The organism is Pseudomonas sp. NFIX49 (assembly GCF_900115915.1).
In the GTDB taxonomy this organism is placed as follows: Bacteria; Pseudomonadota; Gammaproteobacteria; order Pseudomonadales; family Pseudomonadaceae; genus Aquipseudomonas; species Aquipseudomonas pharyngis.
On record NZ_FOYE01000003.1, the window covers coordinates 420,852 to 437,514 of the forward strand.

A 16,663-nucleotide genomic window follows, 5' to 3' on the forward strand; every position below is an offset into this window, starting at 1 on the left:
ATCAAGACAGGCCGTTGCGTTTGACAAACGCTCCCAACGCCACCAGCGAGCTCACTCCGAGTTTCAGCATCAAACGGCTCTTGTAGGTGCTGACGGTTTTGTGACTGAGGTTCATCGTCAGAGCGATGTGCTTGTTGGACTCACCTCTGGCCAGCTTCAGCATGATTTCCATTTCGCGGGTGGACAGAAGTGCGATCAGCTCTCGCTCATCGCGGTGCGCTTCGGATTGCACGGCATTGACAGGCATTTCAGGAAAGTAGCTATAGCCCAAACGGACGGCCTTGATAGCATTCTGCAAATGCTCCATCGAGGCGGACTTGGCGACAAAAGCCATCGCCCCCGCACGTCGGCAGCGCATCAGATAGTGTTCAGGGTCGGCCGAGGTGAAAATCACCACCTTGCAGACCAGCCCGATGGCTCTGATGCGCTCCAATACCTCCAGGCCGCCGAAGCCGTCGAGTTTCAGGTCGAGCACGACCAGTTCCGGCGAGTGTTCACGGAGCATTGGCACCACATCGACGCCTTTGGAAGTTACATAAATCGGTTTGTAGCCCGCAGACTCCAGAACCAGACGCAGGGCTCCAACCACCACCGGATGATCATCAACGATCAATGCTGAACCCATGACCACTCCCGGGGCGAATACCTGACATGACGCCACCGATCCAGCATGAACGGGACTATTGGTAGCTGCGCTACAACTGTTGCACGGTGTGCGCGCTGAATCACCTGTCAGATCTGACAGTTGTGCGCCAGACCGATCTGTGATCGAACACGCGATGGGCGCCCGAACGAAACCTCGACCGAGGTCATCAACTGTTCGATTTCGTCGAATGAAGGCAGCGCTGCAGGGCAGGTGATGATCTTTGCCTCGAAATGCCCGGGAACCCCTGTGGAATCCGCCGGCGCACCATAGACCAGGGCCCGTCGGATTTGTGGGTGATCGAACAGAAAACCGGGCAGATCCGCGATCCCGCTCGCCACTTCGGCATTGACCACCAGGACATCGAACGGCTGACAGCCGTAATCGACCAGGGTCAACAGTTCGGCAAGACTTTGCACCGGCGCGATGCGGTGGTAATTCAGGCCATTGAACAGGCGCTCGATCCTCATCCGGTGAAAATGCTGCAAGTCGGCGATCAGGATGCGCAGGGTTTTGTCGGTCAATGTGGAAGTCCGGGTAGTCGCTTCAAGTGGCGGCAAGACTACCCAAGCATCGGGATACACTCTGTAGGACTTTTCCGAAAAACACGGTCACTCATCGGGATTGAAAAAGTTACTCCGTGGTGCTCGGACTCCAGAACGCCTGCACCACCAGCGTCGACGTCGAGATTCGCGCCACCAGCGCATCCAGTTCATCACCGTCCACCGAGGTGGTGGCCAGCGTCGCTTCGATCTCGATTTCATCGGCACCGAAGGCATGTACATCGACATCGCTGGCCGGGTAATTACTGCGTTCCAGCTCGGCCTCGAGCAAGGCGAAAACGGCTTTCTGCTGCGAACGCCGAGCGATCACATAAACAATGTTGGTGACTTCCGCCGAAACCACGTCCAGCGGCTGACGGTTGATGTTGTTGACGATCGGCCGCAACAAGGTATTGGCGGCCAGCACGAACAAGGTGCCCAGCACCGCTTCGGCCAGCAGGTCGGCACCGGCGCAGGCGCCGACCGCCGCCGAGGTCCAGAGCGTGGCGGCGGTGTTGAGCCCACGTACGTTGCCTTCTTCGCGCATGATCACCCCGGCACCGAGAAAGCCGATGCCGGAAACCACATACGCGACCACCCGCACCGCGCCCTCGGCACCGGCGAGACGGTTGGCCATGTCGACGAAAATCGCCGCCCCCACCGCCACCAGCACGTTGGTGCGCAAACCCGCCGTGCGCTGACGGTACTGGCGTTCGAAGCCGATCAGGCCGCCGAGGATGAACGCCGCGCTGAGGCTGACCAAAGTGTCGAGCAATGAGGTGAGGTTGAGATTGTTGATCGCTTGCATGTCGAACTCCTTGAAACCGCCCCCCTTGCTCCCACAAGGGGGGAATCTTGCCTGTTACTGCCAGCCGAACCGACGGATGTAGAAACCTTTCACGGCTTGAGTCAGCGCCATGTACGCCAGCAGGATCACCGGCAGGAACACGAAGTACATCGACGGCAGCGCCTGCAATTTGAAGTAGTGCGCCAGCGGCCCCATCGGCAGGAAGATGCCCACGGCCATGATGATTGCGGTCATCACCAGCAACGGCATGGCCGCGCGGCTTTGCAGGAACGGAATCTTCGGCGTGCGGATCATGTGCACGATCAGCGTCTGGGTCAGCAGCCCCACCACGAACCAGCCGGACTGGAACAGGGTCTGGTGATCCGGAGTGTTGGCATCGAACACGTACCACATCAAGGCGAACGTTGTGATGTCGAAGATCGAACTGATCGGACCGAAGAACAGCATGAAGCGCCCGACATCCCCCGGCTGCCAGCGTTGTGGCTGTTTCAGCATTTCTTCGTCGACGTTGTCGAACGGGATCGCGATCTGCGAAATGTCATAGAGCAGGTTCTGCACCAGCAGGTGCATCGGCAGCATCGGCAGGAACGGAATGAACGCACTGGCCACCAGCACCGAGAACACGTTGCCGAAGTTCGAACTGGCGGTCATCTTGATGTACTTGAGCATGTTGGCGAAGGTCCGACGCCCTTCCAGCACGCCCTCCTCCAGCACCATCAGGCTCTTTTCCAGCAGGATGATGTCGGCCGCTTCCTTGGCGATGTCCACCGCGCTGTCCACCGAAATCCCGATGTCTGCGGTGCGTAGCGCCGGGGCGTCGTTGATACCGTCGCCCATGAACCCGACCACGTGACCGTTGCCCTTGAGGATGCGCACGATGCGTTCCTTGTGCGACGGCGTCAGCTTGGCAAACACGTTGGTGGTTTCCACCGCCACGGCCAGTTCAGCGTCGCTCATGCGCTCGATGTCGTTGCCCATCAACAGGCCTTGCTGGGCCAGGCCCACTTCGCGGCAGATCTTGGCGGTCACCAGCTCGTTGTCGCCGGTCAGCACTTTCACGGCCACGCCGTGTTCGGCCAGGGCCTTGAGTGCCGGGGCGGTGCTTTCCTTCGGCGGATCGAGAAACGCCACGTAACCGATCAGCGTCAGTTCCTGCTCGTCGCCCAGGCTGTAAGTGTCGCGCCCCTGCGGCATCGACCGTGCCGCCACCGCGACCACACGCAAGCCTTCAGCGTTGAATGCTGCGGTGACCTGACGGATTTTCGCCAGCAATTCATCGCTCAAGACTTCGTCGGCTTCACCGTGACGAACCCGGCTGCACACCGCCAATACTTCTTCCACCGCGCCCTTGCAGATCAGCTGATGCGGCTGGCCGCGCCCTTCCACCACCACCGACATCCGCCGGCGATTGAAATCGAACGGGATCTCGTCGACCTTGCGAAACGCCGTGCCGACCTTCAGCTCGCGGTGGATTTCCACGTGTTCCAGCACCGCCACGTCGAGCAGGTTTTTCAGGCCGGTCTGGTAGTAGCTGTTGAGGTAAGCCATTTCCAGCACGTCATCGGAGTCTTCGCCCCAGACGTCGACATTGCGCGCCAGGAAGATCCTGTCCTGGGTCAGGGTACCGGTCTTGTCGGTGCACAGCACGTCCATGGCGCCGAAGTTCTGGATCGCATCCAGGCGTTTGACGATGACTTTCTTGCGCGACAGGAACACCGCGCCCTTGGCCAGCGTCGAGGTGACGATCATCGGCAGCATTTCCGGGGTCAGGCCCACGGCAATCGACAGCGCGAACAGCAGCGCTTCGGTCCAGTCGCCCTTGGTGAAACCGTTGATGAACAACACCAGCGGCGCCATGACGAACATGAAGCGGATCAGCAGCCAGCTGACTTTGTTCACCCCTTGCTGGAACGAAGTCACCGCGCGATCAGTCGCCCCGACCCGCTGCGCCAGTGCACCGAAATAGGTGCTGTTGCCGGTAGTGAGAATCACCGCCACCGCCGTGCCGGACACCACGTTGGTGCCCATGAACAGGATGTTGTCGAGCTCCAGCGGATTGCGCGTGTCGCGATCGGCCTGACGCGGGAATTTTTCCACCGGCATCGATTCACCGGTCATTGCCGCCTGGCTGACGAACAGATCCTTGGCGCTGAGCACCCGGCAATCGGCAGGAATCATGTCGCCGGCCGAGAGCACGATCAGATCGCCGGGCACCAGTTGCTTGATCGGCAATTCAGCACGCGGCGCATCCCGGCGCAGCACGGTGGCGGTGTTGCTGACCATCGCCTTGAGCGCGTCGGCGGCCTGGTTGGATTTGCTTTCCTGCCAGAAGCGCAGCAGCGTCGAGAGCACCACCATCGAGAAAATCACGATCGCGGCCTTGAGGTCTTCGGTCAGCCACGAGATCACCGCCAACAGGGTCAGCAGCAGGTTGAAAGGGTTCTTGTAGCAGTGCCACAGGTGGGTCCACCACGGCAGCGGTTGCTCGTGTTCGACTTCGTTGAGGCCGTGCTGCGCACGCAGCACATCGACTTCGAAATCGGTGAGGCCATCGGTGTGGGTGCCGAGTTTCGACAACAGCACGCCGCTGTCGCAATGGGCGGCGTCCACCAGTGTATTGGCCAGGGTGGGCGGCACTTCACGGCTGACCGTGGTGTCGCTGAGGGTTTCCAGCAAGGCCAGGCGACGGAAGTGCCGGGCGATGTGGCGGGTCCGCAGGAAGCCTGCGAAAAATTCCTTGAGTGTAAGTTTCATGGCTGTTGCCCCTATGGTCAGCCGGGAAACCTTCGAGCAGGTACGTCCTCGTCCCGGGCACCGGAAAACCGGCACGGCAAGGCGTGGCGCGCCGGTCAGAAAAGACAGGCGTGTCGATAGGGCTGCAATGACGACGATGAAGTCGACTTCACAGGCTTTTCAGTGTCGATGAGAAGGACGTCGGGACATGACCGGGACCGGTCATGATCGGGATGCCGCTGCTCGCTGTTCGGCGAGACAACGGCACAAAGAAATGCGCGTTATCTTGCCGAGAATCCGCCGGTTACAAGGACCGGCCGACAACTGTCACTCGAACAAGTACCCACTGTGGGTCTCCGCTATTGATGAAAACGCGCGAAGCTTACGCCCCGATTTCAGGAGAGTAAACCCGCAAAAGGAAGTGTGTCGGGGAATGTGGCGGGTGTTCAGGAAGGGTTCAGGATTGCCCCCGAGATCGCTCCCTCCGAGATCGTTCCCACGCTCTGCGTGGGAACGATCAGTGTGGAGGCTGAAAGGATACTTAGCTGGCAGTCGCCAGCAACAGATCCATCACCGAACGGCTGTGCCCGCGGTTTTTGCCATGCTCATACAGCGAGCCGGCAATCTCGTCCGCGCGGATAGGCAGGATCGACAGCAGCGTATCGCTCAGACCATGACTGGCCTGGCAGAAGCCCTGCATGTACAGACCGGCCTTGCAGCGCTCGTCGGTGATCAACCGGTAATTGCGATCGACCTCGAAGTCGCCCAGGTATTCTTCCAGCGGCGCCAGCAGTTTGCGGTGCATCTGACGCTCGTAACCGGTGGCCAGCACGACTGCATCGTAGGCACGCACGGTGACTTCGCCGGTGGCATTGTTGCGCACGGTCAGTTCAATGCCGTGTTCGGTGGCAGTGGCTTTCTCGACCGTAGTCAGAGTGCGGAACGCATGACGTGCGACGCCGGAGACTTTCTGACGATAGAAGATGCCGTAGATGCGCTCGATCAGGTCGATGTCGACCACCGAGTAGTTGGTGTTGTGGTACTCGTTGACCAGACGCTCACGCTCGCTGCTCTTCTGCTGGAAGATCAGGTCGGTGAATTCCGGCGAGAACACTTCGTTGACGAACGGGCTGTCGTCCGCCGGTTTCAGGGCCGAGCCGCGCAGGATCATGTCGACCTGCACCGACGGGAACGAATCGTTCAGGTCGATGAAGGCTTCCGCCGCGCTCTGGCCGCCACCGATGATCGCAATGCTCATTGGCTGGTTGTTGATGCACGGCTGCTTGGCCATCTCGGCCAGGTATTGCGAGTGATGGAACACCCGACCGTCGCCCTTCAACGCCTTGAACGCTTCGGGAATGCGTGGCGTGCCGCCGGCGCTGACCACCACCGAACGCGCAGTACGCACAAACTGCTGGCCTTCGGTATCACGGGAAATCACCCGCAGGGCTTCGACCTGATGGTTGTGCAGCACCGGCTCGATGGTCAGCACTTCTTCACCGTAGCGGCTCTGTTCGGTGAACTGCCCGGCCACCCAGCGCAGGTAGTCGTTGTACTCCATGCGGCACGGATAGAAGGTGCCGAGGTTGATGAAGTCCACCAGACGGCCGTGGTGCTTGAGGTAGTTGACGAACGAGTACGGGCTGGTCGGATTGCGCAGGGTGACCAGATCCTTGAGAAAGGAAATCTGCAACTCGCTCTGGGTCGACAGGGTGTTGCCGTGCCAGCTGTAGTGGGGTTGTTTGTCGAGGAACAGCACATCCAGCTCGCCCTGGGTCGGGCCGCGCTCTTGCAGAGCGATGGCCAGCGCCAGGTTCGAAGGGCCGAAACCGACGCCGATCAGGTCGTGAACGATGGGCGATGCAATTGCCTGTGTCATTTCCAGTGTCCTCTGGAGGAACCCCGAACCAGCGGGGACGAAAAGCCTGAGTGACCTGACCGGCCTTGAGCAGGACAGCAGATCGTCTGTTGAGTAGGAACGAGGACAGTGAAAAAAAATTTAACGCCGGTGGCTCAATGGACATCCCATTGCTTGATGCGCAGGCGGCAATGTTTCATGGCGTTGACGATGTGCTTTTCCACCAGAGCCTTGGAAATCCCGAGGTGCTGCGCGATTTCGGGATGCGACAGACCTTCGATCTTGCGCAACAGAAAACTTTCGCGGCACAGCGGCGAAAGTTCTGCCAGGGCACGCTGGAGCATCTCCAGTCGCTGACCGTGATCGAACGTGTTGTGGGGGGACGGCGTGAAATAGCGCTCTTCGCTGTCGAGCACTTCCAGCGATTCGACCTGACGCAGGGCATTGCGCCGATGGTCGTCGATTACCAGATTGAGCGCGGTGCGGTAGAGGAAAGCCCGGGGTTGCTCGATCGGCGTGTCGCTGGAACGCTCCAGAACCCGTACATAAGCGTCATGCACCACATCTTCGGCGACCTGGCGGTTGCCGAGCTTGGCGTTCAGGAAACACACCAATTCGCGATAGTAGTTTTCCAACATGACTCCCGGCCGCAAGGGGTGCGGTTTCTGTCCTTGAGCCCGATCCTGACTGCACTGGAGGCAGTAGCATGATAGTGGCAACTTGAAGGGCGTAATTTATAGTAATTCTCATATAGATTTAAAGTAGTGATTCTCTTCACCAGACAAATAGTCCTGCCGGGCAACCTGTAACTTCGTGTGTGAGCACTTAAATTCCCTTGCGCATTCATCGTTTACAGGACAGCTCCCCGTGTCTGTCGTGCCTTGCGACAGCGTTCAGCGACCGACCGAACCTGTTCACCTGCTGAACGACGGGCCGAATTCCACTGGCCGGAACCCTGCATGAAACGTCCCCGCCCCGCCCGACGCGCCCTGTTCGTTGCCCTCTGCCTGATCCCTGTCATCGCCGTTGCCGCGTGGCAGGTATTGCCGCCGGGCCGTGAGACCCTCGCCACTGTTCAAGTGACACGCGGCGATATCGAAAACAGCGTGACCGCACTCGGCACCCTGCAACCGAGGCGCTATGTGGATGTGGGCGCCCAGGCGTCAGGGCAGATCCAGAAAATTCATGTCGAGGCCGGCGATGCGGTCAAGGAAGGCCAGTTGCTGGTGGAGATCGACCCGTCCACGCAAAAGGCCAAGCTCGACGCAGGCCGGTTCTCCATCGAGAACCTCAAGGCGCAGTTGCAGGAGCAACGAGCCCAGCATGAGCTGGCGCAGCAAAAGTACCAGCGCCAGCAAAAACTCGCCGCCGGCGGCGCCACCCGCGAGGAAGACGTCCAGACCGCCCGGGCCGAAGTGCGCGCCACGCAGGCCCGCATCGACATGTTTCAGGCGCAGATCCGCCAGGCACAGGCCAGCCTGCGCAGCGACGAAGCCGAGCTCGGCTACACACGCATCTATGCGCCGATGTCCGGCACGGTGGTGGCAGTAGGCGCCCGGGAAGGCCAGACACTCAACGCGCAACAGCAGACCCCGCTGATTCTGCGGATCGCGCGGCTCTCTCCGATGACCGTATGGGCCGAGGTCTCCGAAGCCGACATCGGTCACGTCAAACCGGGCATGACCGCTTACTTCACCACCCTCAGCGGCGGCAGCCGGCGCTGGAGCAGCACCGTACGGCAGATCCTGCCGGTGCCGCCGCGTCCGCTGGAACAGAGCCAGGGCGCCAGCCCCACCAGCGGTCGCAGTGGTAGCGAACGGGTGGTGCTTTACACGGTATTGCTGGATGTCGATAACGCCGATAACACCCTGATGACCGACATGACCGCCCAGGTGTTCTTCGTTTCGCAACAGGCACAAAACACCCTGACCGTGCCCACCGCCGCCCTGCAACGCAGCGCTCGCGCGGACTGGCAACTGGCGCAGGTGGTCGCCGCCAATGGCGACATTCAGTCCCGGGAAGTGCGCACCGGCATCCGCGACCGCTTGCGCACGCAGATTCTTGAAGGGCTTGTCGAAGGCGATCATGTCCTGAGCAGCCCGGCCACCGGCAATGGAGGCTGAATGCAAACGCCCCTGATTGACCTGCAGCAGATCCGCAAAGCCTATGGCGGTGGCGACAGTCCGCGGGTGGAAGTGCTGCGCGGCATTGATCTGTCGATTCATGCCGGCGAATTCGTGGCGATCGTCGGCGCCTCCGGTTCCGGCAAGTCGACACTGATGAACATCCTCGGCTGCCTCGACCGACCGACCAGCGGCGAATACCTGTTTGCCGGTGAAGAGGTCGCGCGGCTGGACACCGACGCTCTGGCCTGGCTGCGACGCGAGGCGTTCGGCTTCGTGTTCCAGGGCTATCACCTGATTCCGTCCGGCTCGGCCCAGGAAAACGTCGAAATGCCGGCCATTTACGCAGGCACACCGGCCGCCGAACGCCACGCCCGGGCCCACGCGCTGCTGACTCGCCTGGGCCTTGCCGGCCGCACTGCCAATCGCCCGCACCAACTCTCCGGCGGGCAACAGCAGCGGGTGTCGATTGCCCGTGCGCTGATGAATGGCGGTCATATCATTCTCGCCGACGAACCCACCGGTGCGCTCGACAGCCACAGCGGTGCCGAGGTCATGACCCTGCTCGATGAACTGGCAGATCAGGGCCATGTGGTGATTCTCATCACCCACGACCGCGAGGTCGCGCAACGTGCCAAGCGCATCATCGAAATCCGCGACGGCCTGATCATCAGCGACACCGCCGATCCGTCATCGCCCCCCTTGCCCGCCGTCGGTTCCGGCGCATTGCAGGCCGTGGATCTGCGCGAGCGTCTGAACACCGGCAGCACCCAGACCGGCGCCTGGAAAGGCGAGTTGGTGGACGCCGTGCAAGCGGCGTGGCGAGTGATGTGGGTGAACCGCTTCCGCACCGCGCTGACCCTGCTGGGCATCGTCATCGGCGTCGCGTCTGTGGTGGTGATGCTGGCGGTGGGCGAAGGCAGCAAGCGCCAGGTGATGGCGCAAATGGGCGCCTTCGGCTCCAACATCATTTATCTCAGCGGCGCTGCCCCCAACCCGCGCACGCCACCGGGCATCATCACCCTCGATGACGTCGCCGAACTGGCCGCCCTGCCCCAGGTGGAACGCATCATGCCGGTCAACGGCTCGACCGCCGGCGTGCGCTTCGGCAATGCCGACCACACCAGCTATGTGGGCGGCAATGACACCAATTTCCCGACCATTTTCAATTGGCCGGTGGTTCAGGGCAGCTACTTCACGCAAGCCGACGAAGACAGCGCCGCTGCCGTGGCGGTAATCGGCACCAAGGTTCGCGACAAGCTGCTCAAGGATGTGGCCGACCCCATCGGTCAATACATCCTGATCGAAAACGTACCGTTCCAGGTGCTCGGGGTACTCGCTGAAAAAGGCTCCAGCTCCGGCGACTCGGACAGTGACAACCGGATCGCCGTGCCCTACTCCGCCGCCAGCATGCGCCTGTTCGGCAGCCGCAACCCCGAATATGTGGTCATCGCCGCGCGGGACGCCCGCAAGGTCAAGGAGGCGGAGCAGGCCATCGAGCAATCGATGCTGCGCCGGCACAACGGCAAAAAGGATTTCGAGCTGACCAACAACGCCGCCATGATTCAGGCCGAGGCACGAACCCAGGGCACGCTGTCGCTGATGCTCGGCGCGATCGCCGCCATCTCCCTGCTGGTGGGCGGGATCGGCGTGATGAACATCATGCTCATGACCGTGCGCGAGCGCACCCGGGAAATCGGCATCCGCATGGCCACCGGCGCCCGTCAGCGCGACATCCTGCGCCAGTTTCTGACCGAGGCAGTGATGCTCTCGGTGGTCGGCGGCGTTGCCGGGATCAGCCTGGCGATGCTGGTCGGCGGTGTGCTGCAACTCAGCGGCGTCGCCATGGCGTTCCAGTGGATTGCGGTGTTCGGCGCCTTCGGTTGCGCGCTGGCCACCGGCGTCATCTTCGGCTTCATGCCTGCCCGCAAGGCCGCCCGGCTCGATCCGGTCAAGGCCCTCACCAGTGAATGATCGACCTATGAAAGCCCACCTGACACTTCTCGCCGCCAGCGTTTTGCTGGCGGCGTGCGGCAGCCCCGCGCCACGCCCCGACAGCGGCCTGCAACCACCGCCCGCCTGGCAATCGCCCGAACATCCCGGCGCCAGCCAAAGCGATCGACAATGGTGGACGCATTTCGGCAGCACGGAACTCGATCATCTGATCGAACAGGCCCGGCTGGGCAGCCATGACCTGGCCGCCGCAGTCGCCCGGGTGAGGCAGGCGCAGGCCAGCGCGACAATCGCCGGCGCGCCGCTGCTGCCCGAAGTCAAGGCCGGGCTGAATGCCAATCGCCAGAAACTCTTGCACGGCAAAGGCTACAGCCAGCTCGACGTGAACCCCGACAACCGCTCGCTGGATTACTACGACGCCGAGTTGAGCGCCAGTTACGAAATCGATTTCTGGGGCGGCAAACGCGCCGCCCGGGACAGCGCGGTGTTCGGCGTGCAGGCCAGCGAATTCGACCGTTCAACGGTGGAACTGACCCTGCAAAGTGCCGTCGCCAACAGCTACACCCAGGCCCTGGCGCTGCGCGAACAGGCGCGGATCGCCGAACTCAATCTGACCAATGCGCAAAGCGTTCTGCATCTGGTGCAGACCCGCCACGACGCCGGCAGCGCCACCGCGCTGGAACTGGCCCAGCAGAAAAGCCTGGTCGCCGAACAACAGCGCAAACTGCCGTTGGTGCAACAACAGGCCCGCGAGGCGCTGATTACCCTGGCCGCGCTGCTCGGCCAACCAGTGCAGGAGCTGCCGACACCCCGACAGGCATTCGCTCAACTGCAATGGCCGGACATCGCCAGTGGTGTGCCCAGCGATCTGCTGCAACGGCGCCCGGACATCGCCAGCGCCGAAGCCAGACTGGCCGCCGCCCAGGCCGATGTGACCGTCGCCCGCGCCGCCATGCTGCCCAAGGTCACGCTGACCGCCAGCCTCGGCACCGGCGCGGACCTCGCATCGGATCTGCTGCGCACGACCTTCTACAACCTGTCCTCAGGTCTGGTGGCACCGATCTTCAACAATGGCCGCCTGCGTGCCGAACGCGACAAGGCCACGGCGCGCCAGGAAGAATTGCTGGAGACCTATCGCGGCGCAATCATCAATGGCTTTGCGGACGTGGAAAAAGCCCTGACGAGCATCCGCGGCCTCGATGAACAGCGTCAATGGCAAGGCGAGGAACTGCGCCAGGCACAGACCGCGTTCGATATCGCCCAGAGCCGCTATCAGGCCGGAGCCGAGGATCTGCTGACGGTGTTGCAGACTCAACGCACGCTGTATGCCGCCCAGGACATGAACGTGCAACTGCGGCTGTCACGCCTGCAGGCCAGCATTGCGCTGTACAAGGCGCTGGGCGGGGGTTGGCAAGTCATCTGAACAGCGCCTTGTTCAAGGCAAAAAAAATCGCAGCCCGACGCTGCGATTTTTTTTGCCTTCAGAGTTGTCGCCCCTTGACCTTCAGATGCCTGGCGTACCACGGCCGCTGCGGCACTTTGCGGAACAGGTCGGCCATGTTGTCTTCATCGCCGAACGTGATGCGCAATGCCAGCTTCATGGTTTCCGGGTCCATCTCCACCGAACGCCCCACCTGAAGGCCCGGAACGGTGCTGCAACCATGGGTGTCCGGGCCGAGCCACGGATCATCGACCTCGACCCAGCGCCCCGGTGCAAACCATTGGACGCCATTGACTTGCAGACGGCTCACTTCACCAGGATGAAAGCGTTCGTGAGCGCGATACCAGTCTTCAATGCGGTCGTCGATCCAGCCATGGAATCGCCAGAACACCGGGTTCACATGGGAGGAAAACGGGTCGCCGAGAAAATCGTTTTCCGGGGCATACCAGCGCGCAGCGAAGTCAGCCTGATCCCGGGCCATCGGCACCGGAATATCGTTGGACGGATCACGGGCCACCGATGCCCAGCGCATGTGCAGCCAGTCGTGCAGGCCCAGCTCGACTTCCGAGCCGAACTGGCCGAGCGTCAGCTTCGAGAGATAGCGCGGATCGGTGTACTGCGATTCCCAGACCTGGAAGTTGCTGTGGTAGGTCTCGGCCGACTTGATGTCGCTGACCCACTTTGTGTATTCGTCATCGCCTTCGGTCAGCCAGGTGGGTGGCAAGGCGTCGCCGTCATGGTTGTCGAAGTAGCGGGCAAAACCCTGACGATCGCGCTCGAGCTCCGGTTGCGGCGCGGGGAATTTCAACCAGGACGGCAAGTCCTGCATCGAACGTGCAGTGCCCAGCATGTGCCGGTGCATGAAGAAGAAGTCGATGCCCGAGCCGTTGCGATCCTTGCGCGGACCGCGCGCATCGCGCTCCTTGTAACGCGGGCCGGGTTGCCAGCCGATGCCGCGCAACGCATCGCGTTTTTTCTCGGACAGTTTGTGCCACTTGTCCCGCGAGGCATGCCAGAGCTGGTGAAACAGGCGATGCTCGGGCGACACCAGCCACGCCAGCAACGTCGGGTTCAGACCGGTTCGCTCACGAGCCTCGGGGAAACGACGTTTGACGGCGATGAAACGGTTATCGAGCTCCGGCAGACCCAACGGCCGATCCAGGCGCAGCACCTGCCCGGTGAACGTGCCGCTGCCGGCATTGCCGAAGGCCGCCCAGACTTCGTCCAGTTTGACATCGAGCTCGTAGACCGCCGGCGTCTGTGGCTGGTCCGTGCGCATCAGACGCCAGTACAGCTGCGCGCCATTGCCCGAGACCAGATCGCCAATGACGTCATAGCGGGGCAACCCGTCGCCCCGCAACCGCGCGCCGGTGTCGAGACAGCCGCGCAGGCCGCGCCCGCGCTGGGCAATATCGAGAAACAATTCCAGGCCCTCACGGGGCAGGCCATCGAGCCCGGCATCGGCGCCCGTGAAGCGGATGTCCCAGACACCGCGCAGGTTGTCGGCCAAGTGCTGGCCGGCAGTGTCTGCCAGATCCACCGTGGCCTCGCCCGGCGTGATCGGCTCGTCCTCGCGGGTCAGCTCACGATGTGCATAAAAAGCGGCAGGCAGCGCAGCGCCCGTGAGTGCCATGCCCGCCATGAACCAGCGTCGAGAGATCGTCATTGCCCTACCTGTGTCAGCCATGAAGCAGGCTTTATCCAAGCTAGAACGTTTGCTGGTGCGACAAATTTATCGCCTGCCCGAAAAGATCTCCGAAGGCCCAAACCGCGTTCGCGCGTTCTTTTGCCGCCTCGCTAAATTGTTTGCCTCCCCAGTCGTTCCTCCCAGATAGCAAAGGCCCCTGCGCCTGTACCTCGACGGCGAACCTGAATGAGATGGCAATGACAAAACCGCGTTCGAAAAAGGCTCTATACATCGGCCTGCCGCTGGCCTTGGCGATCAGCGCCGGTGCAGGCTTCCTGGCCTGGGATTACTGGTTCAGGGACAACCCCGGCTACCCGGTCAAGGTGATGAAACAGGCCACCGAACTGCAGGAACGGATCCTGTCGTTCGACAGCCATATCACCGTGCCCTTGAGTTTCGGCACCCATGGCAATGAAGCCGACAAGGACGGCTCCGGGCAGTTCGACCTGATCAAGGCCAACCGCGGACGGCTGTCCGGCGCCGCATTGACGGTCTTCGGCTGGCCGGAGATGTGGAACGGCCCGAACGCCCCGCACCGGCCTACCGACGGTTTCGTCGAAGAGGCCCGCAATCAACAGGAAGTGCGCTACAAGATCATCTCAGGCCTGGTGCGCGACTTCCCCAACCAGGTCGGCATCGCCTACACCCCCGACGATTTCCGCCGTCTGCACGGCGAAGGCAAGTTTGCGATTTTCATCAGCATGCTCAACGCCTACCCGCTGGGCAACGACCTGAGCAAACTGGACCTGTGGGCCGGTCGTGGCATGCGCATGTTCGGCTTCAGCTACATCGGCAACAACAGCTGGGCAGACTCCTCGCGCCCGCTGCCGTTTTTCAATGATTCCCCGGATGCGCTCGACGGCCTGTCGGATATCGGCAAACAGGCCGTGCACCGCCTGAACGACCTGGGCGTGATCATCGACGTCTCGCAGATGTCGACCAAGGGCCTGGAGCAGGTCGCGCAACTGAGCCGTACACCGCTGGTGGCTTCGCACTCGGCGCCGAGGGCGGCGGTGGACATTCCGCGCAACCTCAGCGACAAGGAGCTGCAACTGATCAAGAACAGCGGCGGCGTGGTGCAGGTGGTCGGTTTCTCGCAGTACCTCAAACCGCTGACCCAAGGCACCCAGGACAAACTCAATGCCTTGCGCGCCCGTTTCGATCTGCCGCCTCTGCCGAACCTGGCCATGGCGTTGATGCCGGGCGACCCGATCATCACCGCCTGGTCGGAACAGAAACTCGGCCAGTACGCCAGCGGCCTGTACGGGATTCTCGAAGAAGAACCGAAAGCCACCCTGAAGGACTTCGGCGACGCCATCGACTACACCGTACGCAAGATCGGCATCGATCACGTCGGCATCTCTTCGGACTTCAATGACGGCGGCGGAATCAAGGGTTGGGAGAACGTCGGCGAAATCCGCAACGTCACCGCCGAACTGATCCAGCGCGGTTACTCCGAAGCCGACATCGCCAAGCTGTGGGGCGGCAACTTCCTGCGGGTCTGGGATCAGGTGCAGAAAGCCGCCAAACCCGCACTGCTCTCCCGTCAGGACGCGACCCGACCATGACTGACCGCCGTACTTTTCTGAAACAGGCCGGCGTACTGGCCGCCGCTCTGCCTCTGGGTGTGAGCCTGGCTGAGCCGGCCCGCGCCGCCGCTTCGCCGCAGGACAAATGGGTGAAACTGCGCGGGCTGTTCGAACAAGACCCGGACGCGATCCACTTCGCCAACTTTCTGGTGACATCGCACCCAAGGCCGGTGCGCGAAGCCATTGCCCGCCATCGTGCGGACATCGACCGCAATCCGGGCCTGGCGATGGACTGGGATCTGGGCGTCACCGAACAGCGCGAAGAAAACGTGCGGGTCTGGGCCGGCCACTACTTGCAGGCCAGGCCGAGCCAGATCGCCCTCACCGGCAGCACCACCGAAGGTCTGGCGATGATCTACGGCAGTGTGCACGTGCGCCCGGACCAGGAAATCCTGACCACGGTTCACGAGCATTACTCCACCCGCAACATCCTCGACTTCCGCACCGCCCGCGACGGCACCCGGGTGCGCAAGCTCACGCTGTTCGAGAACCCGCAAAGCGTTTCGACGGATCAGGTGCTCGACACCATCAATCGCAACATCCGCCCCGAAACCCGCGTCCTCGGCATGACCTGGGTGCATTCGGGCAGCGGCGTGAAACTGCCGATCGCCGACATTGCCCGCCTCGTCGACGAACACAACCGAAACCGCGACGACAAGGACCGGATCATTTACGTGGTCGACGGCGTGCACGGCTTCGGTGTCGAAGACCTGAGCTTCCCGCAGATGAACTGCGACTTCTTCATCGCCGGCACGCACAAATGGATGTTCGGCCCGCGCGGCACCGGCATCGTCTGCAGTCGCAGCGACGAGGTGAAATACGTCAGCCCCAGCGTGCCGACCTTCTCCGAAGCCACGACCTTCGCCAAGACCATGACGCCCGGCGGCTATCACGCCTTCGAACATCGCTGGGCGGTGGACGAAGCGTTCAAGCTGCACCTGCGACTGGGCAAGGCCGATGTGCAAGCCCGCATCCACCAGCTCAACAGCTATTTGAAACAGCGCTTGCAGGAGCAACCGGGCGTCGAGCTGGTGACCCCGGTCGAGCCGAAGTTCTCCGCCGGTTTCAGCTTCTTCCGGGTCAAGGGCCGTGACAGCGATGACATCGCCGCCCGCCTGATGAAACACCGCGTGGTCTGCGATGCCGTCAGCCGCGACGTCGGCCCGGTGATCCGTACCGCGCCCGGTCTGCTCAACACTGAAGCCGAAGTGGACCGTTTCCTCGATGTGCTGGGCAAGACGCTGCGCGCCTGAGCCCTGCGCCCCCGGTTTTACTTTAAACAGAGA

General features: G+C 62.1%; 12 protein-coding genes. 5 read left to right on the forward strand and 7 right to left on the reverse strand.

The genetic code is table 11. The features are described 5' to 3' along the window. Position 1: 1 nt before the first annotated feature. From BMZ46_RS10190 to BMZ46_RS10215, 6 genes are all read right to left on the reverse strand, one after another. Positions 2-625, reverse strand: a complete 624-nt coding sequence (locus BMZ46_RS10190) for a response regulator transcription factor (protein WP_074687674.1) — start codon at positions 623-625, stop codon at positions 2-4. Positions 626-732: 107 nt separating this feature from the next. Beyond that, positions 733-1,167 carry a chemotaxis protein CheY gene (locus tag BMZ46_RS10195; protein ID WP_074687673.1) on the reverse strand — a complete coding sequence of 145 codons (435 nt, stop codon included), beginning with the start codon at positions 1,165-1,167 and terminating at the stop codon, positions 733-735. Positions 1,168-1,276: 109 nt separating this feature from the next. After that, positions 1,277-1,993 (reverse strand): MgtC/SapB family protein, encoded by a 717-nt coding sequence (locus tag BMZ46_RS10200; protein WP_074687672.1) that lies wholly within the window; start codon positions 1,991-1,993, stop codon positions 1,277-1,279. 54 nt (positions 1,994-2,047) lie between these two features. Continuing rightward, on the reverse strand, positions 2,048-4,747 hold the full coding sequence (gene mgtA / locus BMZ46_RS10205; RefSeq protein WP_074687671.1) for a magnesium-translocating P-type ATPase: 2,700 nt from the start codon (positions 4,745-4,747) through the stop codon (positions 2,048-2,050). A gap of 520 nt (positions 4,748-5,267) precedes the next feature. Further along, positions 5,268-6,605 carry a lysine N(6)-hydroxylase/L-ornithine N(5)-oxygenase family protein gene (locus BMZ46_RS10210; RefSeq protein ID WP_074687670.1) on the reverse strand — a complete coding sequence of 446 codons (1,338 nt, stop codon included), beginning with the start codon at positions 6,603-6,605 and terminating at the stop codon, positions 5,268-5,270. Positions 6,606-6,739: 134 nt separating this feature from the next. Beyond that, positions 6,740-7,222 (reverse strand): sigma-70 family RNA polymerase sigma factor, encoded by a 483-nt coding sequence (locus tag BMZ46_RS10215; RefSeq protein ID WP_039770110.1) that lies wholly within the window; start codon positions 7,220-7,222, stop codon positions 6,740-6,742. A gap of 321 nt (positions 7,223-7,543) precedes the next feature. On the opposite strand from BMZ46_RS10215, the gene BMZ46_RS10220 reads away from it, so the two are divergent. The 3 genes from BMZ46_RS10220 to BMZ46_RS10230 are packed head-to-tail and all read left to right on the forward strand — an operon-like array spanning position 7,544 to position 12,083. Beyond that, positions 7,544-8,707: an efflux RND transporter periplasmic adaptor subunit gene (locus tag BMZ46_RS10220; protein ID WP_074687669.1), complete on the forward strand. Its 1,164-nt coding sequence runs from the start codon at positions 7,544-7,546 to the stop codon at positions 8,705-8,707. Next, positions 8,708-10,681, forward strand: a complete 1,974-nt coding sequence (locus BMZ46_RS10225) for a MacB family efflux pump subunit (RefSeq protein ID WP_074687668.1) — start codon at positions 8,708-8,710, stop codon at positions 10,679-10,681. A 7-nt stretch (positions 10,682-10,688) separates the two neighbouring features. Then, a complete protein-coding gene (locus tag BMZ46_RS10230) occupies positions 10,689-12,083 on the forward strand; it encodes an efflux transporter outer membrane subunit (protein WP_074687667.1) in 1,395 nt (464 codons plus the stop codon). Between the two features lie 58 nt (positions 12,084-12,141). On the opposite strand, the gene BMZ46_RS10235 is transcribed toward BMZ46_RS10230, so the two are convergent. Next, positions 12,142-13,767, reverse strand: coding sequence for a pyoverdine maturation tyrosinase PvdP (locus BMZ46_RS10235; RefSeq protein WP_074687666.1), 1,626 nt, complete (start codon positions 13,765-13,767; stop codon positions 12,142-12,144). Between the two features lie 218 nt (positions 13,768-13,985). On the opposite strand from BMZ46_RS10235, the gene pvdM reads away from it, so the two are divergent. Beyond that, positions 13,986-15,356 carry a pyoverdine-tailoring dipeptidase-like protein PvdM gene (gene pvdM / locus BMZ46_RS10240; protein WP_039770100.1) on the forward strand — a complete coding sequence of 457 codons (1,371 nt, stop codon included), beginning with the start codon at positions 13,986-13,988 and terminating at the stop codon, positions 15,354-15,356. After that, positions 15,353-16,630 carry a pyoverdine-tailoring periplasmic protein PvdN gene (locus BMZ46_RS10245; protein ID WP_074687665.1) on the forward strand — a complete coding sequence of 426 codons (1,278 nt, stop codon included), beginning with the start codon at positions 15,353-15,355 and terminating at the stop codon, positions 16,628-16,630. The genes pvdM and BMZ46_RS10245 overlap by 4 nt, the downstream gene beginning before the upstream one ends. The last annotated feature ends 33 nt before the right edge of the window (positions 16,631-16,663 follow it).